Source organism: Rhodomicrobium lacus (genome assembly GCF_003992725.1).
In the GTDB taxonomy this organism is placed as follows: domain Bacteria; phylum Pseudomonadota; class Alphaproteobacteria; order Rhizobiales; family Rhodomicrobiaceae; genus Rhodomicrobium; species Rhodomicrobium lacus.
In genome coordinates, this window is the sequence record NZ_RZNF01000004.1 from 157,247 (window position 1) to 183,645 (window position 26,399).

General features: G+C 62.3%; 22 protein-coding genes. 15 read left to right on the top strand and 7 right to left on the bottom strand.

What is annotated here, in order from left to right; translation table 11 throughout:
* The first annotated feature begins 7 nt into the window (after positions 1-7).
* The 3 genes from EK416_RS18105 to EK416_RS07000 all read left to right on the top strand — a co-directional run bounded on the left by EK416_RS18105 (position 8) and on the right by EK416_RS07000 (position 1,604).
* Entirely contained in the window at positions 8-139 is a 132-nt protein-coding gene (locus EK416_RS18105; RefSeq protein WP_281023869.1) for a hypothetical protein, read from the top strand.
* A gap of 107 nt (positions 140-246) precedes the next feature.
* Positions 247-861, top strand: a complete 615-nt coding sequence (locus EK416_RS06995) for a TIGR04282 family arsenosugar biosynthesis glycosyltransferase (RefSeq protein ID WP_127076792.1) — start codon at positions 247-249, stop codon at positions 859-861.
* 329 nt (positions 862-1,190) lie between these two features.
* Positions 1,191-1,604 (top strand): hypothetical protein, encoded by a 414-nt coding sequence (locus EK416_RS07000; RefSeq protein ID WP_127076793.1) that lies wholly within the window; start codon positions 1,191-1,193, stop codon positions 1,602-1,604.
* Between the two features lie 160 nt (positions 1,605-1,764).
* On the opposite strand, the gene EK416_RS07005 is transcribed toward EK416_RS07000, so the two are convergent.
* Positions 1,765-2,436 carry a TIGR04283 family arsenosugar biosynthesis glycosyltransferase gene (locus EK416_RS07005; protein WP_127076794.1) on the bottom strand — a complete coding sequence of 224 codons (672 nt, stop codon included), beginning with the start codon at positions 2,434-2,436 and terminating at the stop codon, positions 1,765-1,767.
* Positions 2,437-2,521: 85 nt separating this feature from the next.
* Between EK416_RS07005 and EK416_RS07010 the strand changes: the two genes are divergently transcribed.
* The 4 genes from EK416_RS07010 to EK416_RS07025 all read left to right on the top strand — a co-directional run bounded on the left by EK416_RS07010 (position 2,522) and on the right by EK416_RS07025 (position 7,000).
* Positions 2,522-3,619, top strand: coding sequence for a PA0069 family radical SAM protein (locus EK416_RS07010; RefSeq protein WP_127076795.1), 1,098 nt, complete (start codon positions 2,522-2,524; stop codon positions 3,617-3,619).
* Between the two features lie 17 nt (positions 3,620-3,636).
* On the top strand, positions 3,637-4,356 hold the full coding sequence (locus EK416_RS07015; RefSeq protein WP_127076796.1) for a ribonuclease HII: 720 nt from the start codon (positions 3,637-3,639) through the stop codon (positions 4,354-4,356).
* A 202-nt stretch (positions 4,357-4,558) separates the two neighbouring features.
* Complete coding sequence (locus EK416_RS07020; RefSeq protein ID WP_127076797.1) at positions 4,559-6,388, top strand: hypothetical protein; 1,830 nt, start codon at positions 4,559-4,561, stop codon at positions 6,386-6,388.
* 255 nt (positions 6,389-6,643) lie between these two features.
* Positions 6,644-7,000 carry a YbjQ family protein gene (locus tag EK416_RS07025; protein WP_127076798.1) on the top strand — a complete coding sequence of 119 codons (357 nt, stop codon included), beginning with the start codon at positions 6,644-6,646 and terminating at the stop codon, positions 6,998-7,000.
* A gap of 231 nt (positions 7,001-7,231) precedes the next feature.
* Here EK416_RS07025 and EK416_RS07030 read toward each other — a convergent pair whose 3' ends face one another.
* Complete coding sequence (locus EK416_RS07030; RefSeq protein ID WP_081449544.1) at positions 7,232-7,603, bottom strand: bactofilin family protein; 372 nt, start codon at positions 7,601-7,603, stop codon at positions 7,232-7,234.
* Between the two features lie 476 nt (positions 7,604-8,079).
* On the bottom strand, positions 8,080-8,553 hold the full coding sequence (bcp, locus tag EK416_RS07035; protein WP_127076799.1) for a thioredoxin-dependent thiol peroxidase: 474 nt from the start codon (positions 8,551-8,553) through the stop codon (positions 8,080-8,082).
* Positions 8,554-8,952: 399 nt separating this feature from the next.
* On the opposite strand from bcp, the gene EK416_RS07040 reads away from it, so the two are divergent.
* A complete protein-coding gene (locus tag EK416_RS07040) occupies positions 8,953-12,486 on the top strand; it encodes an AsmA-like C-terminal region-containing protein (RefSeq protein WP_164729902.1) in 3,534 nt (1,177 codons plus the stop codon).
* Positions 12,487-12,691: 205 nt separating this feature from the next.
* Here EK416_RS07040 and tyrS read toward each other — a convergent pair whose 3' ends face one another.
* Positions 12,692-13,954 (bottom strand): tyrosine--tRNA ligase, encoded by a 1,263-nt coding sequence (tyrS, locus tag EK416_RS07045; RefSeq protein WP_127076801.1) that lies wholly within the window; start codon positions 13,952-13,954, stop codon positions 12,692-12,694.
* 130 nt (positions 13,955-14,084) lie between these two features.
* Here tyrS and EK416_RS07050 point away from each other — a divergent pair, with 130 nt between their 5' ends.
* Entirely contained in the window at positions 14,085-15,209 is a 1,125-nt protein-coding gene (locus tag EK416_RS07050; RefSeq protein WP_127076802.1) for an anhydro-N-acetylmuramic acid kinase, read from the top strand.
* Between the two features lie 105 nt (positions 15,210-15,314).
* Here EK416_RS07050 and EK416_RS07055 read toward each other — a convergent pair whose 3' ends face one another.
* Entirely contained in the window at positions 15,315-16,691 is a 1,377-nt protein-coding gene (locus tag EK416_RS07055) for a DUF1254 domain-containing protein (protein WP_127076803.1), read from the bottom strand.
* Between the two features lie 269 nt (positions 16,692-16,960).
* On the opposite strand from EK416_RS07055, the gene rbfA reads away from it, so the two are divergent.
* The 6 genes from rbfA (at position 16,961) to EK416_RS07090 (ending at position 22,661) form a co-directional block, all read left to right on the top strand.
* Positions 16,961-17,347, top strand: a complete 387-nt coding sequence (gene rbfA / locus EK416_RS07060; RefSeq protein WP_127076804.1) for a 30S ribosome-binding factor RbfA — start codon at positions 16,961-16,963, stop codon at positions 17,345-17,347.
* A gap of 24 nt (positions 17,348-17,371) precedes the next feature.
* Complete coding sequence (gene truB, locus EK416_RS07065; RefSeq protein WP_127076805.1) at positions 17,372-18,298, top strand: tRNA pseudouridine(55) synthase TruB; 927 nt, start codon at positions 17,372-17,374, stop codon at positions 18,296-18,298.
* Positions 18,299-18,335: 37 nt separating this feature from the next.
* On the top strand, positions 18,336-18,605 hold the full coding sequence (gene rpsO, locus EK416_RS07070) for a 30S ribosomal protein S15 (protein WP_127076806.1): 270 nt from the start codon (positions 18,336-18,338) through the stop codon (positions 18,603-18,605).
* A 451-nt stretch (positions 18,606-19,056) separates the two neighbouring features.
* Positions 19,057-21,189 (top strand): polyribonucleotide nucleotidyltransferase, encoded by a 2,133-nt coding sequence (gene pnp / locus EK416_RS07080; RefSeq protein ID WP_127076807.1) that lies wholly within the window; start codon positions 19,057-19,059, stop codon positions 21,187-21,189.
* 127 nt (positions 21,190-21,316) lie between these two features.
* Positions 21,317-22,033, top strand: coding sequence for a PDDEXK-like family protein (locus tag EK416_RS07085; RefSeq protein ID WP_164729903.1), 717 nt, complete (start codon positions 21,317-21,319; stop codon positions 22,031-22,033).
* Positions 22,034-22,040: 7 nt separating this feature from the next.
* Positions 22,041-22,661, top strand: a complete 621-nt coding sequence (locus EK416_RS07090; RefSeq protein WP_127076809.1) for a hypothetical protein — start codon at positions 22,041-22,043, stop codon at positions 22,659-22,661.
* Here EK416_RS07090 and EK416_RS07095 read toward each other — a convergent pair.
* Positions 22,658-24,088, bottom strand: coding sequence for an ABC1 kinase family protein (locus EK416_RS07095; protein ID WP_245433972.1), 1,431 nt, complete (start codon positions 24,086-24,088; stop codon positions 22,658-22,660). The genes EK416_RS07090 and EK416_RS07095 overlap by 4 nt on opposite strands.
* 85 nt (positions 24,089-24,173) lie before the next feature.
* Complete coding sequence (locus tag EK416_RS07100; protein WP_127076810.1) at positions 24,174-26,039, bottom strand: M3 family oligoendopeptidase; 1,866 nt, start codon at positions 26,037-26,039, stop codon at positions 24,174-24,176.
* Positions 26,040-26,399 lie beyond the last annotated feature (360 nt).

Here is a 26,399-nt window from a genome sequence, read left to right on the forward strand (position 1 = left end):
GGATGACATGCCGCAAGCCGTGAAATGGAGTTTCATCGCAGCCGTCGCACTCCTTGTCGCGGGAGCGGCCTGGATCATGATCGAGCGCGGACCTGCGCTTCTCCTCGATCTCGGCGGCGCGATCGCGGGCTGCTTCTGACAAGCGCCGTAACGGCAACCGGCGTGACGCACATCCGAAAAGCGCGCGGGCGCATCGAGATCCGCACACGAAAACGCACTGAAGCAGGGCGGCCCTTGGTTGTCATCATGACCAGGGCGCCGATCTGCGGCGCGGTCAAAACGCGGCTTGCGCGCGAGATCGGGCCAGTGGCGGCGTCCGCGCTCACGCGCGCCCTGACGGCGAGGCTCCTTCGCGAGCTTGCATGCGACGCGCGCTTTCGATGCATGCTGGCGGTCTCGCCTCCGACCGCCACTATGGCGCGTTTTCCGGCGTGGCGCGCGGGCGGGCGCGTTCAGCGACTGGCGCAAGTTCGCGGCGATCTCGGCGCGCGGATGCAAGCTTTGCTCGACCGCTGCGGAAAGGAGCCGGTCGTCGTCGTCGGCACCGACATTCCGGGCATCGCGCGCGAAATCATCGCGGACGCCTTGCGCCTTTTGCGCCGCGCGGACGCTGTTTTCGGCCCGGCGGAAGATGGAGGTTACTGGCTTGTCGGGCTCAGGCGCCGTCCGAAAATCCTCAAGCCCTTCGCAAATGTCCGCTGGTCGTCGGAACACGCGCTTGCCGATACGCTCGCCAATCTTCAGGGGTGCCGCGTCGCCTTTGCGAAAACGCTGTTCGATATCGATACAGGAGCCGACTACCGGCGCTACCGCCGGCTTGAGAGCGCCGCAACTCGCATCATATTTGCGAAAAATTTATAGAAAATTTGCTATAAGAATGTGGCTTGCGTTTCTTGCAAGCAAACCCTCTCGCAGCCGTGCCCGCCCGACACTGGCACCGGTTGCGAATTCCGGCCGGCCAGGCTGTGCGCCTTGCCGGTCGGGACCGACGAGACCGGCAGAACAGGCGGAGCACAGTGGCGGAAGATTCAAAGCCAGACGGTGCGGGAACACCGAAACCAGCGGGTGGGACGAATGTCCCGCCGCCGGGCTACATCTTCGCGCTGGTACCAGCCCCTGCCGCCCCACCGACCCCGCCTCCGGCGCAAACCGAAAAAAAGGAAAGTCCACCGACACCGAAAGACGAAGCGATGGTTCCGCCTCGCCTGCTTTACCTTATCCTGGTGCCGATCGCGCTCTGGGACGTCTACACGACCTATCTCGGCGTTTCGTATTTCTTCGACCTGCCGACGAACCCGGACATCAATCCCGGCCAGTTCGTCTTCGGACTCGTGGTCACGCTGATCGTTTTTCTCTTCGTGGTTACGACGCAGTTCATCCACTCGCTGCCCGCGCATGGCGGCCCGATCCTGATCCTCAAGGGCGCTTGGGCGACTGCCGTGGCTATCGACCTCTACACCGCATGGGACGGGACGCGGCGTATCGTTTTCTACGGCGAGGAAGACGCCGCCAAGGGCGTTGGCGTCGCCATCGTCGCGGCGCTGATCGTGACATCGACGATTTTCCTGTCGCAGCTTCTGCTCGGGAGAAAAGCCAAGGCCTGAGGCGCGCGTCGCTTTATGCCGACCTGTCCGGCCCCGTTCTGCCGCGTCGCGCCGCAGTGGCCGAAGCTTATTGAGACCTTATTGCCAGAAACGGATGCTGCACGATCGTCTCTACGTCATCTGGTCCCGATCGCGCAGGCTGATCCAAATGCGCGCTGATCTACCCGTATCGTTCCACCAGCTTCTCCGGCGGCACGCCGCGCAGGTACAGCGACAGACACCATAAATTTCGCGCCGACCGGCGGATATAGCCCTGCTCGCGAAACCTCTCGGCGCTCGTGACCGCGTTCGTCTTCAGCATGGCAAGCCGCGTGCGGCCGAGCTTGCGGACGATTTCGACGTCCTCCATCAGCGGGATCGGCGCGAAACCGCCAACCTCGTCGTACAAGTCGCGCGAGATGAGAAGTCCCTGATCGCCGTAAGGAAGCCGGAACAGCGCGCAGCGCACCGCGACGAGGCGCTCCAGGAGACGCGGATTGAAGCCCTCGTCCGCGAGCCGGAACCTGAAGGCCGCCGCGCCCTTTCCCCGCTTCATGAAAGCGAGCGCCTCGTTCGTCCACCCCGCGTCCAGCGCCGTGTCGGCGTGGAGAAAAAGAAGCCACGGCTTGCGCGCCGCATCCGCGCCCGCCCTCAATTGCTGGCCGCGCCCGCGTTCGGCCACGATGAGGCGCGCGCCCGCTTCCTCGGCGATCTGCCGCGTTGCATCGGTGGAGCCGCCGTCACTGACGATCACCTCGCTGACGATGCCCTCGACGGCCGCGTCGAAGATCGAGAGAAAGGTCGCCGGGAGCGTGCGCCCCGCGTTCAGCGTTGGAATGACAACCGAGATCATGGCCGTTTTGTTAACCGATCGCGAGCGCTGTGGAAAGCGAAAAATGTTCTTTATTTGTTCCTCATTGCGCGTTAGGGTTCAGAGCATGGTCTGGAAGGAAGCGAGATGCGCGACCGGGGAAGAACATGTCGCCGCAGAGCGCAGGCGCGGGCGCGGAGCGGTCTCCAACGCAACCGGGCGTTTCGAGCCCGAGCGGCGCGAGGCGCTGGACGACGGCTGGGATTGTCTCGACGATCTGCCGCATTTCAAGACGGAAGTGCGGGAGGAACGCGTCAAGACCATCATCGCGCGGAACAATTCGCCCGATATCGGTTTCGACCGCTCGATCAATCCTTATCGAGGCTGCGAACATGGCTGCATTTATTGTTATGCGCGACCGTCCCATGCCTATTGGGGCTGGTCGGCTGGCCTCGATTTCGAAACGAAGCTCGTCGCGAAGGTGAATGCCGCCGAGGCTCTGGAAGCGGAACTCGCCCGGCCCGGTTACGAGCCCGCCACCATCATGATCGGGGCCAACACCGACGCCTATCAGCCCGTGGAACGCGAGCGGAAAATTACACGCGCGGTGCTGGAGGTGCTGGAGCGCAGTTCGCATCCGGTTGCGCTCGTGACCAAGTCGGCGCTCGTGCTTCGCGACATCGACATCCTCGCCCGTCTTGCGGAGCGCGCTCTGGTGCGTGTCGCCATTTCCATCACCACGCTCGACCATCGCCTCGCGCGTCGGATGGAGCCGCGCGCCTCGACGCCCCAGCGGCGCCTGGAAGCAATCCGCAAACTCGCGGCGGAGAAAATCCCCGTGGCCGTCATGGCCGCGCCCTTGATCCCCGCCCTCACAGACCACGAACTCGAATCCATCCTGAAGGTGGCGGCGGAAGCCGGCGCTTCGGACGCGGGCTACGTGCTCCTTCGCCTGCCGCTCGAAGTAAGCCCTCTATTTCAGGAGTGGCTGCGTTCCGAGTTTCCCCATCGCGCCGACCGCGTCATGTCCCTCGTCCGCCAGACGCGCGAAGGCAAGGATTACGTTTCGCGCTTCGGCGAGCGGCACAGTGGAACCGGCCACTACGCGGAACAGATCGCCACGCGGTTTCAGATTGCAACGCGCCGCCTCGATCTTCGCAAACGCGACCTGAGTTTACGCCGCGACCTGTTTCGACGGCCGGGCACTCAGCTCAGCCTTTTCTGACGGAGGGCAAAGGCGTCATGGAAAGCGCAGCGACGGCAAAAAACGTGCGTATCGCGGTCTGGACGCTTGATTGCGCAAGCGTGGCAGTTCATGAACAGCCAATGCCGCCTCGCACGACACAAAAGCCCACGCGCCGCCCGGATCTCGCACTCCAGCGAAAATATGGAGGGCTCGTCGCCGGTGTCGACGAAGCAGGTCGCGGACCTTGGGCCGGTCCTGTCGTCGCCGCCGCCGTGATCTTTCACGGCAAGCCTCCGGCGGGCATCAACGACTCGAAGAAGCTCGTTCCCGCGGAGCGCGAAGCGCTGTTTGCGAAGATTTTCGCTGCGGCGCATGTGGGAATCGGCATCGCGCCGGTCGAACTGATCGACGATATCAACATCTACCACGCCACCCATCGCGCCATGTGCGACGCAATCGCAGCGCTGGCGATAGCGCCGGGCGCGGCACTCATCGACGGCAATCGCTGCCCTAAGCTCGACATTCCCGTCGAGGCGCTCGTCTCGGGCGATGCGCTCTCGATCTCCATAGCGGCTGCTTCGATCATCGCCAAGGTGACGCGAGACCGGATGATGACGGAACTCGCCTGCGCATTCCCGCCCTACCGCTGGGAGCGAAACAAGGGTTACGGCACCCAAGATCACGCATCGGCGCTCAAGGAGCATGGCGTTACGCCGCATCACAGAAAAAGCTTCCGCCCGGTATGGGAGCGGTTGATGATGGAGGCTGCCGCCTGAGGCTCGATGAAGCTGGCTTTTTGCCCGAAAAACGGCTGGAGCGCGCTCCAGAGATCATCGAACGCGATTGCGCCGACAGACAGGTTGCCAAGCTTCGACGCGCTTTTCATTCTGACTGTAATCGTTATGTTACCGTCTGGCTCTCTCCCGACACAGGTGTACGGCATGGCGTGCGTGATCGTTTCTCTCGTCCGGGGTTTTCATGCGTAAACTCGTCGCCTGGACCATGATTTGGGCCTTGGCGCTGGGGCTGCCGATCCCCGCGTCGCCGGTCGCTTTCGCGCAGACCCCGCGTATCGTCACAATCGACGAGTGCCGCAACCTCACCGACACCGAAGTGCGCGACCGTATCCGCGAACTGGCCACAACCAGCCTCAAGACGGAATTGACGGCGATCGATTACATGACGCTCGTCAATCAGTACTGGGCCAAGGCGGATGTCAACGCGCGTATAGACCGCGAGATCGACGCCGCCGTCGAGGCGGTCCGCGCCGACTCGAGCTGGGCCGACCGCGCGTATTCCACGATCAGCCAGTCCCGCGCCACGCTTTACGCAACGGCCGTCGCCGAGCGCGCCTACACCTCGCAAGCCTTCCGCGACGCGATCAACGAACTGGCGACGGGGGTGGCGAAAGAAGCCGCGTCGCGCATCGAGAAAGCGACGTCGCGGATCTCGAACCCGATCATCGCCTGTGTGCAGACCGCGCTTCAATCGCGCTATGGCGGCGCTGTCGCGCAGGTCTTCGCACAGGAGAGCCAGCGCAATCTCGACGCCGCCGCCGCCGACCAATCGCCCGCGAAGATCGAGACGGGAGACCTCGTCGCGACGAACGCCGGCTCGATTTCCGGTCTCGTGCTGATCGTGACACGGCGCGTGATCGGAAAAATCGTGCAAAGCGTCGGCACGCGCGTCGCAGGGATGGTGGCGAGCCGGATCGTGTCTTCGGTCGCGGGGCTGGCGGGTCTCGCGCTCATCGCGAAGGATATTTACGACGCGGGCGACGGGGTGTTTCCGATCATCGCGGAACGCATGAAGTCCGACGAAACGAAACTTCTCATCAAGGAAGAAATCGGCAAGTCGATCCAGACCGACATCGGCCAGCAGGTGGAAGTCATCGCCGACGAGACGGCGGAGCGCATCTATACGGTTTGGCTCGATTTCCGCCAGAAGTACAATCGCCTGCTCGCGCTCAGCGAAAAATCGCCCGCGTTCGCCGATTTCCTCAAGAACAGGCGGCTCGACCAGATCGGACGCCTCGGCCAGATCGTCGACATCGTAAGCGGAACCGAAGGCGGCGAAGCAGCCGTGCTGGCGCGCGTAGCCAACGGTTCGCTCAATCGCGCCTTGCTCGACCTCTCCGATGCGGCCCTTGTGATCGCGGAAGAGCAGAAATCCATCGACAAGGCGCTGCGCTGGACACAGGTCGCCGGGCGCGAACTTCCGCGCGTGGTTGAACTCGGCGTCTATCGCTGGCTGCCGGTCGAGGGACTGACCACCGAGACACTCCAGAAGATTCTCGCGATCAACGACCGGATCGCCGTCGGGCGCATCGCCAATCTGTCGCCCGAGGCCCGCGACTTCATCCTGAGCCTCCCCGGCGATCAGGTGCGGGAATTCGCGCGCCGCCTCAACGACCGACAACTTGCGGCTTTCGCGGATTATGAGCGCAACCTGGAACCATCCGCCGCAAAGCGGCTCCTGCGAGCCGTCACCGACGACCCATCCGTCATGCGCGACCTCACCGCCGAGGGGATTCGCGAGGGGATCCTCGGAAGCCGCGACCAGCTTGCTGCGCTGGAAATGATGCTGCAGGAGGCTCCCAGCCTTTTCGGATATGGACGCATCCTCAAGGACGCAGCTCTCGTCAGCGGCGGCAACGTCGCATTTCGTGTGTTCTGGGAGCGCTACTGGCTTGCGGTGCTCGTCGGTTTCTTCCTCATTCTTGTCGTGCTGTCCTGGTTGCGCCGTTTGCTCTTCGGGCGTCCGCAGCAGATCGTAATCAGGGAGCAGGGAAAGTCGCGCACGCGCTGATGATTTTGAGCGAATGTCGCGATGCAAGGATCTTGGCGTGCCGATTTATCCGGTGTGGCGACGCCTGTCAGGCTGGAAGCTTGTTCGCACTGTCTCGCTCACGCCACCAGCAGAGCGCTTTCGCGTTCAGATCCGCCTGCACCAAATCGGAGCCGATTTAGCGCAGAAGATCTAAACGACAATCAAGTCTCGGAGCGTCGTGCCGCGTCCGATTTACCGCACGATGCTTAGAACCGAGCACGCAAGGGGGACCACATGCAGATTTATACGGTTGAAACTCTTGCCGGGGAACGCGTCAAGGAAGGCGAACTGCTGCACGCGAGCATCGTCCTCGCCGCGAACCTGTTGCGCGACGCGCGCGAGGCGGTCACCAACGCAGTAGGCGGCAAAATGCTCCGGTACGAGCGGCTGCTCGACCGCGCAACCACCGACGCGTTGGAGCTTCTCAAAGAGAAAGCTGCGGCGAAAGGCTATGACGGGGTGCTCGCCGTGCGCATCTCGAACCCGTTCATGGTTCAGGGCAGCGCCGCTGTTACCGCCTATGGAACCGGGTTCACCTTCGTTTCGAGGGGGGACGCGGAAACCGGCATCCCCAGGCCCGAAGCCCAATAAAGCAGTCACAGAAAAGCGGAAACCGGTTTTCCTCCCCGGAATTGCGTCGATACGAAGAGGGGGTGCGAGACGCCGATTCCCGGAAGGTCGTTGACGGAGGCCAGGCGGTCGCGTTTCGGAGAAATGCGAAAACGCTCAAGCGTCGAACCGTCAAGCTGCCGGCCATCAATTGCCAAAGGGCGCGGGGGACTAGCCCACGCGCCAGAAATCGCCAGAGAAATAACGGACCGATTACTCGGCGGCTTGCGAAGATGGCGAATTCATGCCTTCGAGGCGCGGAGCCGTCGCAATCGGATCTTCCGAGCGGCGCGATTTGCCTTCGAAGAACGCGCCCTGCTCGATGGCGAGCGACTTGTGGAAAACATCGCCCTCGACGTGGCTCGAAGCCTGCAGCGTCACGCGGTTGCCGCGCACGGAGCCCATGACGCGACCGCGCACGATCACATCTTCCGCCACGATGCCGCCGGTAATTTGCGCCTTTTCGCCGACGATCAGCGACGAGCAATGAACGTCGCCCTGAATCTGGCCATCGACCTGAACCTCGCCACGCGAGAGCACATTGCCCGTGACGGTCAGATCTTCTCCGATGATGGATGGTGCCATGCGGTCTGGTCCCCTGAAGATCGGCGGCTTGGGTGCATAAACGGGCTGACCGGCGGAAACCTGGGGAGCCGGGCTTCCGAGCGGAGCCAATCCCTGCACGGGTTGACCGCCAATAGCTTTGCTCGTTGTTTTCGTTATCGGCTTTTGCGAATCGAAATTGCTCATATCGGTCTCTGGCTTTTTACTGAACATCAACGCGACTCCGAGGCGATGCGCGGCGGACGCTTAACCTTTTAGAGCGGCATCTTCGCCATTTCAACGCCGATCGTGGCTTCGGTGAACACGGCACCGACTTCGCGGCAAAATCGTGCCTTTTCGGGCGCTCATGTACTGCCGCGCACATTTGGTCCACAGTGTTGCATGTTCTCAATCAGACCCCTGCCTTTCAGGCGCGCGCCTGGTTGACTGGCCGCTTTTAAACTTGCAATTCGAATAAATTACCCGGCGCTGTCGATTCAGTTTTTGCAGCGCGCCTGTTAATGCTTGCCCGCAGCTTCCCGCACGGCATCCAGCACAGCCTCGGCGTGCCCCGGCACCTTGACCTTTCCCCAGCTTTTCAGAATTTTCCCGTCCGGGCCGATCAGAAATGTGGCACGTTCGACGCCCATATACGCACGCCCGTACATTTTCTTCTCGACCCATACGCCGAAAGCCTCGATCGCAGCCTTGTCCGGATCCGACAGAAGCGTGACGCGAAGCCCTTGCTTGTCGCGAAAATTCGCATGGCTTTTTACGCTATCGGGCGAGATGCCTATGATCTCCGCGCCCGCAGCGGCAAACGTATCCTTCAGGTCGGAGAAGCTCCGCGCCTCGGTTGTGCAGCCGCTCGTGTTATCCTTCGGGTAGAAATAGACAATCTTGAAGGGAGTCTTCAGGCCGCTTAGCGTGACGATCTTGCCTTCGGCATCGGGCAGCGCGAAATCGGGAGCCAAATCACCATTCTCAAGCATGGGTGGGCCTTCCTTTCGTCTCTTTTTCCGGTCTATAGAGGCGAATTGCCAGAAAGAAAAGTCCCGCCGCAACGTCGGCTTTCGTCGGACACGCCGGGATCAGGCACGGTACGCGCGAGGCAAGGCTCGCGTTCTACGCTAACGGGGGAGAAGCGGGCATGCGTGTGGCTAAGGCCTCTCGCATGATCCAGTCGAAGCGCGATGGATGACCGTTTTTCATCGAAAAGCCCGCACCGAGAACTGGTTCCCGAAAGGCATGGTCGCAATTTGGCGAAACCTTCTCCTTCCAAAGCACAGGTCCAGCTTTCTCGTCTCTCGAAAAGCGGAAAGGTGCTCGCCGACGCCATACCGGGCCACGTCAAAACAGCGTCGCGGCATTCCTTCCGTGTGGGATGGCGCTTGTCGGCCGTGCTCGCGGTTGTGTTTTCTCTCGCGGTCGGCGCGCTTTACGCGAGGCTTCTGACCGGGCCGATCTCGTTCGCCTTTCTCGTTCCCGCCGTGCAGGATAGGCTCAATGCGCAGTTCGACGGCTACTCGCTGCGTGTAGGCGGCGCAATCCTGCGGCTGTCTTCAAGCTGGGGTCTCGAATTCCGCCTCGCCGACGTCAGCGTCGTCGACGAGAACAATCAGGAAATAGCCAAGGCTCCCCTCGCCTCGGTCGATCTGAGTGAAACTTCGCTTTTCAAGCTCGCGCTGGCGCCGTCCAAGATAAAGCTGCTGGGCCCCAAGATCCTGATTTTCAACGTGCCCGGCAAAGGTCTGACGCTGACGCCCGAGCCGACGACACCCGCACCGAGCCAGGGCTGGGGCGCGAGTCAGGCCGGCCTCGGCGATGCGTGGCAAACCACCGAAGCGACGCCGCAATCACCGGAGGTTGCCGGCGTGCATCAGCTTGCCCGGCAGGGATTGCATCTCAATGAGCCTGCCGCACTCGGCTTCGATCCGGCGCCCATTCTTCGCCGTCTGTTTGCCGCCATCGGAAAGCGAGGAGCCGCCTCTCAGGCGTTGAAAAGCATCGGCCTTCAGGACGCGGTGGTGTATTTCGCCAATGAAAACAACGTATCGACGTGGCGGGTTGCCGATTTCCAACTCAACCTCGACGAACGCGGCGGCAAGAGTATCGTTGGAGGCCGGTTGACGCTGGAACGAAACAGCGCGGTGTGGCACGCGTCGTTTACCGCCGAAAATCGCCCGACCGAGAAACTTTACAGGGTGACCGCCTCTGTTCAGGACGTGGTGCCGAAGACAATCTGGGATAGCTGGCCGTCCATCGATGCGTTGAAGCTCGTCGAGCTTCCCGTCAGCGGGGAAGCCCATTTCGACATCGGATATGATGGAAGGCTCACGGGCGGCGATGCCGAAATCCGGCTCGGTGCGGGTCGTTTCTTCGCGCCGTTCGACCAGAAACATCCGGCCGTCGTCGATGGAGGCACCTTGCGCGTGTCCTACGACAAGGCAAGCCAGGCGATCGTCGTCCGCCCGATGGAACTGCGCTGGGAGGAAAGCCTGCTCACCCTCTCAGGCCGTGTCGCACGAGAAACCGATCCGGCAACGGGTAGGTCCCTGTGGCGCGCCGGTTTCGACGGCCGGGGCACGCAGCTTTCCGCCCCGCAATACGCGGTGGCCCCGGTCGCGCTCGATGTATTCCGGATCGAAGGCGCGTATGACGAGGAAACGGACTCGGTCGCGCTGGACCGCTTTGAACTCGGCAGCCGCTCGTCGCGTCTGGCGTTTTCGGGGCAGGCTTCGCGTGTCAGATCAGGCGGCGCGATATCGCTTGTAGGCGACATATCGCCGATGCCCTTCTCCTTCCTGAAAGCTATCTGGCCTGTTTTCGTCGCGAACGGCGCGCGCGAGTGGGCTGGCACAAATCTACCCGTCGCGCAGGTCACGGGCGGCACCGTCGCCGTGAACCTGTCGGCCGACCAGATCGCCGCGCTCGACGACGGCGGGGACATCCCGGAGAGCGCGGTTTCAATGCGCATGGGGCTATCCGGCGCAAAAATATATCATGTGAAGGGGCTGCCCCCCATCGAAACCCAGGATTCGCAACTGCGCATTCTGGGCCGCCGGTTCGTCTACGATATTCCGGGCGAAGCGCGCATCGAACTGCCGAGCGGCAAAATCGTCGCGTTCACGGACGGCCAGCTCCTCATCGACGATCTGCGTCCAGAATTTCCCGACGCCGACATCCGCTTCAAGGGCGGCGGCGAGGTCGCGGCGGTGCTCGAACTCCTCGACCAGCCGCCGCTCGGCTACGTCAAGGCCGTCGGGTTCAAGCCATCGCTCGTGAACGGTCAGATGCACGCCTCGTTCGAGGTGAAATTCCCGCTCCTGATGAATCTCAAATTCGAACAGATGTCCATCACCGGGAAAAGCCGTGTCTCGGACATCCGCTCGGGTCCGATTCCGGGCGGTGTGTCCTTGAACGGCGGCAATGTCAATTTCGACATCTCGGAAAAGGCCATTGGCGCCAACGGCGACATCCGCGTGAATGGCGTGCCCGTCACGCTCGTCTGGCAGCGCATCTTCGACGCCCCGCCAGAGAAACAGCCGACGCTTCGCCTTGCATCCATCCTCAACGAGAAGGCCCGCGACGAGCTTGGCCTGAACGTCAATCACATGGTGAAGGGCGATCTTCCGGTGGCTCTCGCCATCGCGATGCAGCGGGACGGGCCGCCGAGGGTCATGATGGAGGCGAACCTCACCAACGCCGACCTGTTTCTCACGGCCATCGGCTGGCGCAAGCCGCCCGGCCAGAAGGCGACCCTCGCTTGCGATGTCGTCCGGCGCAATGACAACTCGATGCTGTTCGACAATTTCTCGATGACCGGCGACGGCATCGCCATCAACGGGCGCGCCGTCATGAACGACAAGCACCGGCTCGCATCGTTCAGCTTCCCCGAATTTTCCACCAACGCGCTCACCCATCTTTCCATCGCGGGCGAACTTACATCCCAAAATATCCTGAAGGTGCAGGCCAAGGGCGCGTCGTTCGACGGGCGGCAATTCTTCAAGACGCTGCTCAGCGCCGGCAAGATCGCCGACAAGGAGCCGGCGCCGCTGAAGGACGAGCCCGGCCTCGACCTCAACGTCGAAATCGAGACCGTGTTCGGCTATTACGACACCAGCATCAAATCGATCATCGTCGACGCGAGGCGCCGGGGTGGAAAATTCACCTATATCGAGGCGGCGGGCAGGATCAACGGCGAGTCGCCGGTCGCGGTGCATGTGGACCAGCGAGCCCGCGACGCTCGAATTCTGTCTTCGGATGCGACAGACGCCGGTTCCGCATTCAGACTCGTCGGCTTCTACGGCGCGATGCGCGGCGGCACGATGAGCCTCCGCATGAACCTCGACGGCAGCGGCGGCGCGGACAAGAGCGGCACGCTCGAAGTGCGCCGCTTCGCCGTGGTCGGCGACCAGGTGGTGGGGCGCGTGGTTTCGCAGGCCGAAAAGGAGGGCGCGCGCTACAAGCCGGACGCGAGGCAGCAGCATGCTTACGCAGGCGACGCCTTTCAGTTCGACCGGATGGTGGTGCCCTTCTCCATCGCGCAGAGCCAGTTCCAGCTCCACGACGCGGCCATCAACGGCCCCGTAATCGGGGCGACAATCCGCGGACGCATCGACTTCGCGCGCGAAACGCTAGCGCTATCGGGCACCTACGTTCCGCTCTACGGCTTCAATGCCGTGCTGGGCGTCGTGCCGGTGCTCGGCGACCTCCTCAAGGGACGAGAGAACGAGGGCGTTTTCGGTATCACCTTCGCGGTGCAGGGGCGGACGTCGAACCCGGACGTGATCGTGAACCCGGTGTCGGTGCTCGCGCCCGGCTTCCTGCGCCAGATCTTCGAGTTTGAAAACGCGCCCGCGCAACAGCCCCAGCAGCCGCCCCAGGCCCAGACGCAGGACCGCCCGGCCGCGAAGGTGCGGTAAACATTCGGCGACGCCGAGGATCGCGCAACATTTGCGCGGCGTAACGCGTCGTGATGAAACGCCAAAAGCTCTTTTCAACGTAACGAGTACCCCGCGAGCGCGTCTCATCGCTCCGGGTTTTGCTCACGACACGTGAGCCAGGCGCCGCGCTCGTTCAAGCGCAGCCACTCGGACGCCGGCGAGGACAGCGGACCGCCGAGGCTGCCTACAGCGCGGGTTTCAGCAGCACGTGGCGCTTCTTGCCGAGCGACAGCTTGATGACGCCATCTCCATCGAGATCGGCAAGCGAAAGGCTCGTGCGGTCGTCCGTCACGGCGGCATCGTTCACCTTCAGCGCGCCGCCCTTGATCTGCCGCCGCGCCTCGCTGGTGGACGTCACGAGCCCGGCCTTCACCGCAGCATTGAGGATGCCGACGCCGTCGTAGAGGTCGCCGCGCGAAATTTCCACCGTCGGAAGCCCTTCCGCCGCAGCGCCTTCCTCGAACGCGCGCCGCGCCGTGTCGGCGGCCGCCTCCGCCGCCTCGCGGCCGTGGAGCAGTGCCGTCACCTCGGTTGCGAGGATCTTTTTCGCGTCGTTGATTTCCGCGCCTTGCAGCGCCTCAAGCCGAGCGATCTCATCGAGCGGCATTTCGGTGAACAGCTTCAGGAAGCGGCCCACATCGCCGTCTTCGGTGTTCCGCCAGTATTGCCAGTACTCGTAGGGGCTCAGCAGATCGGCGTTGAGCCAGACCGCGCCACCGGTCGACTTGCCCATCTTGGCGCCCGACGACGTGGTAAGAAGCGGCGTCGTCAGCGCGAACAGCTCGCGCCCGTCCACGCGGCGGCCAAGCTCCATGCCGTTGACGATGTTGCCCCACTGATCCGACCCGCCCATCTGAAGCACGCAGCGGTAGCGGCGCGACAATTCGAGGAAGTCGTAAGCCTGCAGCAGCATGTAGTTGAATTCGAGGAACGTCAGCGGCTGCTCGCGGTCGAGCCGGAGCTTCACCGAATCGAAGGTGAGCATGCGGTTGATGGTGAAGTGCCGCCCGTAGTCGCGCAGGAACTCGATGTAGCGCAGGCTGGAGAGCCACTCGTCGTTGTCGGCCATGATGGCGTCGGCGGGGCCGTCGCCGAAGGTGAGGAAGCGCTCGTAAACGGTCTTGAGGCTCGCCTTGTTGAAGTCGATGTCGGCCTGCGAGAGGATCTTGCGCTGCTCGTCCTTGCCGGACGGATCGCCGACCTTGGTCGTTCCGCCGCCAAGCAGCACGATGGGGCGATGGCCGCTCTTCTGCAGAATACGCAGCATCATGATCGAGATGAGATGGCCGACATGAAGGCTCGGCGCGGTGCAGTCGAAGCCGATATAGGCGGTGATGCGTCCTTCCGCTGCGCGCTTCCTCAGCCCATCCTCGTCGGAAACCTGATGAAGATAGCCGCGCTCCTTCAGGATCTCCACGAAGTCCGTATGGGTTGCTGATGCGGCCATGGTCTCCTCCTTCGCGCCCGGCCCGCCTCGACAGGCGCTTTTCAGGCGTGCTACCAAGCGAGAACCATGTAAGGCATTCGCATTTGGCGTCAACATTCGCATTGAGCGTGGAAGAGCGGGGCGGTGGGAAATGAAGGCGATCGGGCTCATGAGCGGCACCTCGCTCGACGGCGTCGATGTCGCGCTGATCGAAACGGACGGCGAGACCATCGAGGCGTTCGGACCGGGCAAGGACTTCTCCTACGACACGGTGGAAGGCCAGCTTCTGCGCGAAGCACTCGCCTCGGCGGTCGGGATCGCCGACCGAAACGACCGCAGCGGCGTGCTGTCCGTCGCCGAAACCATGGTCACGCAGAAGCATATCGCCTGCGTGAAGGCGTTCGCATCCCTTCGCGGGCTGAACCTCGGCGAGATAGACGTCATCGGCTTCCACGGCCAGACCGTGGTGCACAAGCCCGAAAAGGGCCTGACGATCCAGATCGGCGACGGCCGCGGCATGGCCGAATCGCTCGGCATTCCGGTGGTTTACGATTTTCGCGCGGCTGACGTCGAACAGGGCGGCCAGGGCGCGCCGTTCGTGCCGATCTATCACCGCGCGCTCGCACTCAGGGCGGGGCTGCCGCTACCCGCCGTCTTCGTGAACATCGGCGGCATATCCAACATCAGCTATATTCCCGAAGGCGGCGAAGAGGACATGATCGCCTTCGACGCGGGGCCGGGAAACTGCCTCATCGACGACTGGACGCTCCGCCATACCGGCAAGCCCTATGACGAGGATGCGAAACTCGCTCTGTCTGGAAGGGTAAACGGCGACGTGCTGCAAAGGCTGCTGCAAGACCCGTTTCTCACGAAGCCGGTGCCGAAATCGCTCGACCGGCTTTCCTTCAAGCTCACAAAGGTTGAGGGGCTTTCGCCCGCCGACGGCGCGGCTACGCTTACGGCGTTCACGGTCGCCTGCATTGCCGCCTCGCAGCATTTCCTTCCCGAGCGCGCGAAGACCTGGATCATCTGCGGCGGCGGCGCGCATAACCCGTACATCATGGCGGGGCTGCGCCGGGTGCTGGGCGCAGGCGATCCGTCGCCCCTCGTCCAGACCGCCGACCAGGCCGGGTTCAGCACAAACTTCATGGAAGCGCAGGCCTTCGCCTTCCTCGCCGTGCGCCGCCTGAAGGGCCTTCCCGCGAGTTTTCCGAAGACGACAGGCGCGAGCGGGCCTGTCGTGGGCGGCGTTGTGGCCGACCCCACGCAGCGTTGAAATGATGAACAGCCGATCTGCTCAGGAAGGCGCTGATCGCCCTTCCCTCTCGCTCCACGGCGGATTTGCAATGCGTATGTCCGGCCTGAACCGGGGACGGTCGCTTTACACGAGTTGTAGCGCGGGCACGAGATAGGCGCCGGAAAGCAACGCGGGCGCCGGCAGGTAGCCGCGCAGGAACAGCGAGAACGGTCCCGTTTCCGGCGCGGGCAACCAGTTGGCGAGCTTCGCCGGATCGCTCGGCTTGTCGCGCGAAATCCAGATGTCGAGCGAGCCGTCCGCGCCCTTGACGAGGCCCTTGGTGCGGTCGCCGATGGAATAACGATCGATCGGGTTCTTGAAGAAGAAGAACTGGTTGTCTGGCGTCGCTTCGTAGATGCTGAGCGACCAGAAGGCCCCGACCGGCGGAAGCTGCCCCGCCGGAAAACGCAGCAGCAGCGATTTGCCCGGTGCGAGTTCGGCCTGCTCCGGCGTCAGGCGCGGCTGAAGATAGATCGCCTCGCGCGGGGGCAAGGCGGCAAGCCCCGCAACCGCCACCTGCGCCCGATAAAGATAGGCTTGGTGGTAATCTCCGAGGTCGTAGCGCGGATAGCGCCAACCCTGCGCGATGCGGCCGATATCCCGCGTGTTCGTAAGTTCGACGGAAGCGGCGAAGATGCCGGACTTGATTTCATCGACCTGAGCTTGCGAGAAGCGTCCCGGATCGAACCCGCCTTTCGGAGAAAGGCCGAGTGGGGCGATGGTTCGCAGGATGGCATCGTCCGTCGCAGGCGGTGCATTGTCGCTCAGCAACGCCTGCACGGCTGAGAAATACTCGTTCCAACCCGCATTCCGCGCGACCGCGGGCGTTGTGCTGCCCTTCGCGACCGGAGCTTCGAGGCTGAAGCCGTCCTGCACGGCGTGCGCAGCGGCGAGATCGTCCGGGCCATCCACAAGCAGGCGAACGAGCAGCCACACCCAGCGCGTGGGCGCACGGATAGCGCGCGGATCATCCGTTGCCGCTTCCGGCCCGACAATCGTGAAGGTACCGCCGTCGCGCCCGGTCGACTGCGTGCCGAGGATGGCGAAATTGTTGGTATAGAAGTCCAGCAGAGCAACTGAAACGTAGCGGCTTCCCGTCTGCGGGATCGTCAGTTTGGCCGGACCGTTCTTGAGATCGAGCCACGCGACCGAATAAAGCGTGTCGTTGTTCGGCGTGGTGATGAAACGGTCGTTATAGTCGCTCAGAACACGTTTGTGCGTCAGCGTGTTGACCGGCGATTGCGACAGCGCGCGGGCGCGAGCGCGGGCGCTTTCGATGAGCGGCAGACCGTAGATGAAAGCATTTTTCGAAGCCTCTGCAAGTCCCGTCCCGGCCTTCGCTTCACCGCGCGCGACGCCGGAGCCCGCCGCGGAAAGGGCGGGCGCGACGAGCGTGGCAGCTGCCAGCCCCAGGAGGTGACGCCTGTTAACCGCGAATGGCCCTGAATTCTCTATTGTCATTGCGCCCTCTGAACGACCTCATTCCCACCAGTCGGAAAGGGTGCCCGTCGCCTGGCCGGGCGACCCTCGACTTGAAATATCATTTTATTTATAGCACTGGTCAACCTTGCATATAGAATTATTTTTCGCCTTTTTTACCAAATCGTCCACGCAATCCGCGTCGCGAAAGACCGGCGTTCCGCGCGGAGTCGAAAAGGAGGCATCCTGCGTGCCGCGGCTTGTTTCCAGCCGAAACTCCGCTAACTTCCATGGTTTCGGAGACGCTCATCATGAAACCGACACACGATTCGAAAGGCCCGTCGCAGCGCCAGCTCCGCGCGGGCGAACTGCTGCGCCATGCGCTGGCCGAGATTTTCCGGCTCGAAGACATCGAGGATGCGGAGCTTCAGGGCCAGATCATCACCGTCGCCGAGGTGCGGGTGAGCCCCGACCTCAAGCACGCCACCGTTTTCACCAGCGCGCTCGGCGGCAAGCCGGGCGATGTCATCGCCAAGGCGCTCAACCGTCATGCGCGTTTTTTGCGTGGCGAGCTTGCAAGGCGCATCGAGTTGAAATATGTCCCGGAGCTTGTATTTCGGGCCGATCACGCACTCGATGCGGCGGAGCGCATCGACGAACTGCTGCGCTCTCCTGACGTCGCCCGCGATCTCAAATAAAACTTCAAGAGAAGCGACAAAGCGATGGCGCGCCGCAACAAGGGCAACGAAATCAATGGCTGGCTTATTCTCGACAAGCCGCAGGGGCTGACATCCAATCAGGCGCTCTCGCGCCTCAAACGCCTGTTCCACCCGAAGAAGGTCGGCCATGCCGGCACGCTCGACCCGCTGGCGACCGGTGTGCTGCCCATCGCATTCGGCGAAGCGACGAAGACGGTTGCCCATGTGGTCGATTGCGAGAAGTCCTACGACTTCACCATCCGCTGGGGCATCGAGACCGACACCGACGACGCCGAGGGCAAGCCTGTCCGCACGAGCGACGCGCGTCCGACCGTGGAGCAGGTGCAGGCCGCGCTCCCGCAATTCATCGGCGACATCATGCAGACGCCGCCCTGCTATTCCGCGATCAAGGTCGACGGCGAACGCGCCTACGACCTCGCGCGCGACGGCGAAGTGGTCGAGTTGCAGCCGCGACAGATCTCCGTCTACGAGCTTGAAATCGAGGAGACGGTCTCGCCGGACCTCACGCGCCTTTACTGCGATTGCGGCAAGGGCACCTACGTGCGCTCCATCGCGCGCGATCTTGGCCGCGCGCTCGGCTGTTTCGGCCACATCGCGGCGCTGCGGCGCACGAGCGTCGGGCCATTCCATGAAGAGAATGCGATTTCGCTGGAAACGCTCGAAAACCTGAGCAATAGTGCGGATGGCTTCGGTGCTCTTCTGGGCACGATCGCTCCTGTCGAGACGGCGCTGGACGGCATCCCGGCGCTCGCCGTGAACGGAGACGATGCGGCCAGGCTGAAGCGGGGGCAGTCCATCCTCATAAGAGGGGCGACCGCACCAATCCTGAAAGGCCCGATCTTTGCGACCTCTCGCGGGGTTCTCATCGCCATTGGCGAAGTAGAGCGCGGCGAAATGCATCCGATCCGGGTTTTCAACATCCCCGCATAAGCCTTTTCAGGCACACAAAAACAAACGGAGATAACCGATGTCGATTACCGCAGAGCGCAAATCCGCGCTGATCACCGAATACGCCACGAAGCCGGGCGACACCGGTTCGCCGGAAGTTCAGATCGCCGTTCTTTCCGAGCGGATTTCGAACCTCACCGAGCACTTCAAGACCCACAAGAAGGACAACCACTCGCGCCGCGGGCTTCTGAAGCTCGTCAGCCAGCGCCGCCGGTTGCTCGACTATGTGAAGGGCAAGGACGAAGCGCGCTATCGCGACATCATCGGCCGCCTCGGCATCCGCCGCTAGGCATCCTTCGCCGAACGCTGAATTGGAATGCCGGAGCGGCCCGCCGTTCCGGCATTTTTCGTTTGAAGGAAGGGCCGCTTAAGTCGCTTCGATAAAAAGCTTGCGCCCGTTCAACGGCTGAACCGGCCGCGCGTTGTTCGGAAACAGAGCCGCAAAGCGGGCAATCTGTTCAGCACGCCAGACGGCATGATCGAGATCCCGTCGCCGGCACAGGCGGCTTCCGTTTCCTCCAATAAGCTTCTAGTTTCGCGGAGGGTCACGTCGGCGTCTTTTCCGGTCAACGAACGTTTCCGTGAGCCGAAAGCCCCGCGCAACCGGAAGCGATGCACATTTCTCCGCTAGGAGCCGGGCCAAATCTGCGGTAAGTGTGGCCTCGCGCAGAAACAAATGACGCAAATGAATATGAGCCGGGGGAAGGGCCTCCGGCTTGAGCTGTTGGAAAAGAATAAAGATGTTCGATATCTTCCGCGAAGAAGTGGAATGGGGCGGCCGCAAGCTGACGCTCGAAACGGGGCGCATTGCACGGCAGGCCGATGGCGCGGTTCTCGCGCATTATGGCGAGACGAGCGTGCTCGCAACCGTGGTCGGCGAAAAGGACGCGGACCCTTCGAAGGATTTCTTCCCCCTCACCGTCAACTATCAGGAAAAGGCCTACGCGGCCGGCAAGATTCCCGGCGGCTATTTCAAGCGCGAAGGCCGCCCGACCGAGCGCGAGACGCTCGTTTCCCGACTCATCGACCGCCCGATCCGTCCGCTTTTCGCGAACGGCTTCAAGAACGAGACGCAGGTCATCGTCACCGTGCTCAGCCATGACATGGAGAACGATCCCGATATCCTCGCCATGGTCGCCGCTTCGGCCGCGCTGACGATTTCCGGCCTCCCCTTCCTCGGCCCGATCGGCGCTTCCCGCGTCGGCTATTCGAAGGGCGAGTATATCCTCAACCCGACATCCGACCAGATCAAGGCGAGCGACCTCGACCTCGTCGTCGCCGGCACGAGCGACGCCGTGCTGATGGTCGAATCCGAGGCCAAGGAACTCTCCGAAGAAATCATGCTCGGCGCGGTGGTCTTCGGCCAGCAGGGCTATAAGCCGGTCATCGACGCCATCATCGGCCTCGCCGAACAGGCGGCGAAAGACCCGTGGACGGTCCCCGAGGCGAAGAACGAGTTCGAGTCGAAAGTGAAGAAGCTCGTCGAGAAGGACCTGAAGAAGGCCTTCCAGATCGCGGCGAAGCAGGAACGTCAGACCAAGGTCGCCGAAGCGAAGGCAAAGGCCATCGCCGAACTCGTGACCGAGGAAACGACCGCCGCCGAAAAGAACAAGATCGCCGAAGCCTTCAAGGAAATCGAGAAGCACGTCGTTCGCTCGAACATCCTGAAAACCGGCAAGCGCATCGACGGCCGCGACCTCAGGACCGTCCGTCCGATCCTGAGCCAGGTCGGCGTGATCCCGCGCACCCACGGCTCGGCGCTGTTCACGCGCGGCGAGACGCAGGCGCTCGTTGTCGCCACGCTCGGCACCGGCGAGGACGAGCAGTGGATCGACTCGCTGGAAGGCACCTACAAGGAATCCTTCCTGCTGCATTACAACTTCCCGCCCTATTCGGTCGGCGAGACGGGCCGCATGGGTTCGCCCGGCCGCCGCGAAATCGGCCACGGCAAGCTCGCCTGGCGCGCGGTGCACCCGATGATGCCGGAAAGCGACAAGTTCCCCTACACGGTGCGCGTCGTGTCCGAGATCACCGAGTCGAACGGCTCGTCTTCCATGGCGAGCGTGTGCGGCGCGTCGCTGTCGCTGATGGACGCGGGCGTGCCGATCAAGGCGCCGGTCGCGGGCATCGCGATGGGCCTCATCAAGGAAGCCGACGGCGTGGCCGTTCTCTCCGACATCATCGGCGATGAAGACCACCTCGGCGACATGGACTTCAAGGTGGCCGGTTCCGCGAATGGCGTGACCGCGCTCCAGATGGATATCAAGATCACGGGCATCACGACCGAGATCATGAAGACCGCACTGGAGCAGGCCAATGAAGGCCGCCTGCACATCCTCGGGGAGATGGCGAAGGCGCTCGGCAGCGCTCGCGGCGAGCTTGGCGAATTCGCCCCGCGCATCGAGACGATCACCATCCCGACCGACAAGATCCGCGAAGTGATCGGTTCGGGCGGCTCGGTCATCCGCTCCATCGTGGAAGAATCCGGCGCCAAGATCGACATCTCCGACGACGGCACCGTGAAGATCGCAGCCGCGAACCTCAGCTCGATTCAGGACGCGATCAACCGCATCAAGTCCATCGCGTCCGAGCCGGAAGTCGGCGCGATCTACAAGGGCAAGGTCGTGAAGATCGTGGAGTTCGGCGCGTTCGTGAACTTCTTCGGTTCGCGCGACGGCCTCGTGCACATCTCGCAGATGGCCGAACGCCGCCTGAAGCATGCGTCCGAAGTCGTCAAGGACGGCCAGGAAGTCTACGTGAAGTGCCTCGGCTTCGACGAGCGCGGCAAGGTCCGCCTCACGATGAAGGGCATCGACCAGACAACCGGCAAGGAAGTTGCCGCCGCCGCTCCGGCGGAACAGCCCGCTGGCTGAGGCTGAACGACATACGAAAACGAAAAGCCCCGGCATGCCCCGGGGCTTTTTTTGTTTGCCAAGCCATCGATACAATTTTAACTTATGGGCTTGAACGTAGCTATTGATTGAACAACGGAGTTCGTCCGTGTCTGACCGTTCTTTCGACCATGATATTCGATATTATTTCGACACCGCGTCGTTTCTTGTCAAATCTGCGGAGGATGTTGACCGTCAGTTGTCTGAAAAGATCGGCGCGAATTTCAATCTCTTCGATGTGTTTCGACTGAATTACGAAATCGACATCTCGTATATCCTCCGCAACCTCCTCGACCCGAACGGCAGCCACGGACAAGGCGCACGGTTCCTCGAAGCGTTTCTTGATCAATGCAACGAGCAAGCCCCGGCGATCAGGGGTTGGGCGGGCGATCTATCGAACGTGTCTGTTATTCCTGAATTCAGGACGCAGGCGGAGCGCAGGATCGACCTAGTGATTAAACTACCCGGCGACCGATACATCGGGATCGAGAACAAGCCCTTTTCCGCCGAGGAAAGCGAGCAACTCGACGACTACGCGACAGAACTCGACCTTCGAAGTGAAAACAATTTCTATCTCATTTATCTCTGCGGCCATGCCGGATTGCCTTCGACGCTGAAGCTCTACGCTTGGTTGAAAGACGACGGCCAAGGTGAACGTCGTTTTGTCGACATGCGTTACAATAGGCATGACGAAGGCCCCTCACTCAAACTCTGGGCAACCCGATGCGCGCAAATTGCGGACGCCGACAAGCTGCGGATATTCATGCGTGATTTTTCCGAATGGCTAAGCAAAAGATTTCGTGAATTACCGGATGGAGGTCGATGAATGTACGATGAAAAAATCAGTCCTGGAGGACTATATATTCGGTCCAGCCAAAGACAGAGCTTTGAAAATTGCTTTGCTGACGCGAGACATTCGGGGGAGTATCGAATCTCGCATAGTAAACGAATTTGTTTCTAAATTAGAATCAAACCTTTGCGATAAAGGGCTTCCTAGTATATTTTATTGTCCGACAGATTTTTCAAAAAAATATCAGAGTATTAAGTGGAGATCGCCTCAATGGGGAAAAGGATGGTATATTGGCATCGGCTTTGACTTCCCTAATTATCGGCAAGGTGGGTGGGGTTTTTGCGCTCCAAATACAAGCGCAGCTAATCACCCAAATAACACAGAAGGTTCCCATGCATTAGACGGAAGCATCCGAGAAGTAATTATTTCTGAAATTCGAAAGAGAAATTTTAGGGGCGGCTTGCCGAAAGAATGGTCTTGGTGGCCTGCGTTTTTTGAGGTTAGCGGCCTACAGAACTGGCTCGAGACCGAATGTCTGCTCAAGCTTGCCGGAGTTGAGCTTCACGACGGGATGCCTTTTGTCGACTGGCTCGCAGGTGATCTCGAATTGTTGTATCGCACCGTCGACAAAGTGCTTTCCGAACACGCCCAGTCGCAACCCTAAACCGGCAGCGGCACGCCCGTCGCCCTGAACGCCGCCTCCTGCCGCGCGCCGACTTCGTCGCGGCGGAAATCCTCGATCACCTCGTTGAAGGCGCGATAGAAATTCATCTCGGTCTGAAGGTGCAGGAACACCGCGCCAAGCCCGATCGCGGCGCGGTCCATGAACACGAACTCGCGCGGCACCTTCACCGGCCCCTTCTCGCGCAAGCCCTGATGCACGCGGAACACCTCCCGGCGGCCATATTCGTTCGGCGCGACGCCCTCCGCCACCGAACGCACGCGGTCGTCGAGCAGCGGGCCGTAGATGAAGCCCGCCCAGATATTGAGAATGTCGATGAGTTCGTTCGACAGCCCCTTGAAGCCCCACGTCTCGTAGGCGTGCACGATCAGCGCGCGGTCGTTCGTGCGCAGGCCGTTGTAAAGGTCGATCACGCCGCCGACGAATTTCGGCTTGAAGGTGCGGATGCAGCCATAGTCGAGCAGGTTGATGCCTGCCGCGCGGCCGTCGCCATCCTCGAAAATCGTGTAGTTGCCGAGATGCGGGTCGCCGTGGATCACCGCGAAATGGCTGAACGGATACCACCAGGCGCGGAAAAGCGCGCGCGCGATGGTGTTGCGCTCTTCGAGCGGGCGCGTCTTGTAGTCGAGGAGCTTGCGGCCGTCGAGCCACGTCATGGTGAGAAGCCGCTTCGTCGAGAGGTCCGGCAGAAGCTCGGGCACGCGGATGCGCTCGTCGCCCGCGAACATATGCGCGTAGAGCGCCATGTGCCGCGCTTCGAGCGTGTAGTCGAGTTCCTCGCGGAGCCGCTCGCCGATCTCTCCCACCATCTCGGTCGGGTCGATGGCCGCGTCCATGCGCTTGTAAAGCCCCATCACGATCTGAAGCTGGTTCAGGTCGGCTTCGACGGCGGATTGCATCTCGGGATACTGAAGCTTCACCGCGAGCGGACGGCCGTCGAGCGCGCGCGCCTTGTGCACTTGCCCGAGCGAGGCGGCGGCGGCGGCCTCGTGGCCGAATTCGGCGAATTTCGCCTGCCAGTCGGGGCCGAGTTCCGCGCTCATGCGGCGGCGGACGAACGGCCAGCCCATCGGCGGCGCCTGGTTCTGAAGCTGCGCGAGTTCGGCCGCGTATTCCGGCGGGATCGCGTCGGGCACGGTCGAAAGAAGCTGCGCCACCTTCATCAGCGGCCCCTTGAGGCCGCCGAGTGCCGCCGCGAGCGATTGCGCGTTCTTCTGCCGGTCCGCGCCGCCTGTGAGATACGCCGCGCCGAGCCTCGCCGCCACGCCGCCGACATTGGCGCCCACGCGCGCATAACGCTGCACGCGCTGGGTGAGCCGGTTGCCCTCGCGGTCGTCGCCGCCCGGCAGCGTCGTGTCGAGCTTCGGCAGCGTCGCCGCCTCTTTCGATGTGTCGGGCTTGTCCTGCATCGCCGCTTCTGTCGCTCCCTGAAGGCAGATAGGGCGGCCTGACAAAAAGACCAGAGCCGCCTTCGTTCTTGCGGTGATGCCGCGTCTAGATGTGCGGGCCTTCCTCCAGCGTCTCAAGCTCGGAGATCATGTCCTCGATCACCGACAGGCCCATCGACCAGAAGCCGGGGTCCGTCGCGTCGAGGCCGAACGGCGCGAGAAGCTCGGTATGGTGCTTCGTGCCGCCCGCGCGCAGCATGTCGAGATAGCGGCCCTCGAAGCCTTCAGGCGCGCGCTCGTAGGCCGCGTAAAGCGAGTTCACGAGGCAATCGCCGAACGCGTAGGCGTAGACGTAGAACGGTGAATGCACGAAGTGCGAAACGTAGGTCCAATAGGTGTCATAACCTTCGTTCATCAGGATCGCAGGCCCAAGGCTCTCGCTCTGCACCTGAAGCCAGAACGCGCCGAGCTGATCGGACGTCAGTTCGCCCTGCCGCCGCGCCTCATGCACGAGCAGCTCGAACTGGTAGAACGCGATCTGGCGCACGACGGTGTTGATCTTGTCCTCCACCTTCTGGGCGAGGAGCGCGCGCTTCTCGCGCGGATTCTCCGTCTGGTTCAGGAGCGCCTTGAAGGTCAGCATCTCGCCGAACACGCTGGCCGTCTCCGCGAGCGTCAGCGGCGTGTAGGCCATGAGCGCGCCTTGCGCATTCGCCAGCACCTGATGCACACCATGGCCAAGCTCATGCGCGAGCGTCATCACATCGCGCGGTTTGCCGAGATAATTCATCATGATGTAGGGATGCGCCGAAGGCACCGTCGGATGCGAGAACGCGCCGGGAGACTTTCCGTCGCGCACCGGTGCATCGATCCAGTTCTTCCTGAAGAAGCCGTCTGCCACCTCGGCCATCTTCGGCGAGAAGCGGCGATAGGCGGCGATAACGGTCGAATGCGCGTCTTTCCAGGCGATGACCGGTTCCGGGTCGCGGGTGATGGGGGCGTTGCGGTCCCAGTAATTCAGCGTATCCACGCCGAGCCACTTCGCCTTGAGCGCATAATAGCGGTGCGACAGGCGCGGATAGCTCGCGCGCACGGCCGCGACGAGCGCGTCAACCACTTCCGGCTCGACGCGGTTCGCGAGGTGGCGCGAGGAGGCGACATCCGGGAAGCCACGCCAGCGGTCGGAGATTTCCTTGTCCTTCGCGAGCGTGTTCATGACGAGCGTGAACAGCCGCACGTTCTCCTTCAGCACCTTGCCGATCGACTGCGCGGCGGCCGCGCGGCGCTCGGGGTTGGCGTCCGAGAGAAGATTCAGCGCGGGTTCGAGCGTCAGCGTCTCGCCGTCCACGTCGAAGCGGAGCGCGGTCAGCGTCTCGTTGAAAAGGCGGCTCCAGGCGGCGGGGCCGGTCATCGCCTTTTCGTGGAAGAGCCGCTCGATATCGTCGGCGAGCTGATAGGGACGCTCCTTGCGCAGGTCGGTGAGCCACGGGCGATAATGGCCGAGCTTTTCGTTTGCGAGCGCCCGGTCGATCACCGCGTCGTCGATGCGGTTCAACTCCAGTTCGAAGAACAGAAGCTCCGTGCCGATCACCGTGAGCTTGTCGCGCACATCGCCGAAAAGCTTGGCGCGTGTGGCGTCGCCCGTGTCGGTGACGTAGTTCAGGTAGGAATAGGAGCCGATGCGGCCCATGAGGTCGGAGAGGCTTTCATAAGCAGCGAGCGCGCCCGCGAGGGCCGCCGGGTCGCGTTGCGCGAGATCGGCGAGTTTGCCTGCGTAGGCCGCCTTGAATTCTCCGGCGCGGGTCTTGGCGGTCTCGATGTCGGATGCCAGTTTCGCCTCATCCGGATAGAGATCGCCGAGGTTCCAGCCGGGGATTTCCTCGGCCTTCTGCGGCGCGACTTCGAGAAATCCGCGATCTGCCTCCAGAGCGCCCACCGGTTGCGTTTCCATCGCCCGCAAAGTCGAAAACATGCGCCGTCCTTTCGTGACCCTTTCCCTTTCCATTTGGCCATTTGAGCGGACGGGTCAACCGTCATCGGCGCTTTCGTCACCGGAAAGAGAGCGTCGCGCCTCCCGCGCCGGATCGCCTTAAGGGTTTGTTCAGGTTTCCGTTGTGCTAACCGCAAGGGCGTGTTGTTCGGCTTCTTTTCCACATATGTGGAAATTCATCGCGACACCAATCATTTAGCTTGAGCGATGCGCAAATGTCATAACGAGTTCGCGCCGCGCCTTCTTTTTCTCTCATTTCATTCGTAACGCTTTGTTTACCAAATGGGGCTTATCTACTAAGGCGTGTGCTTTTGCTGACATCAACCCGGCGGCACCGCAGTC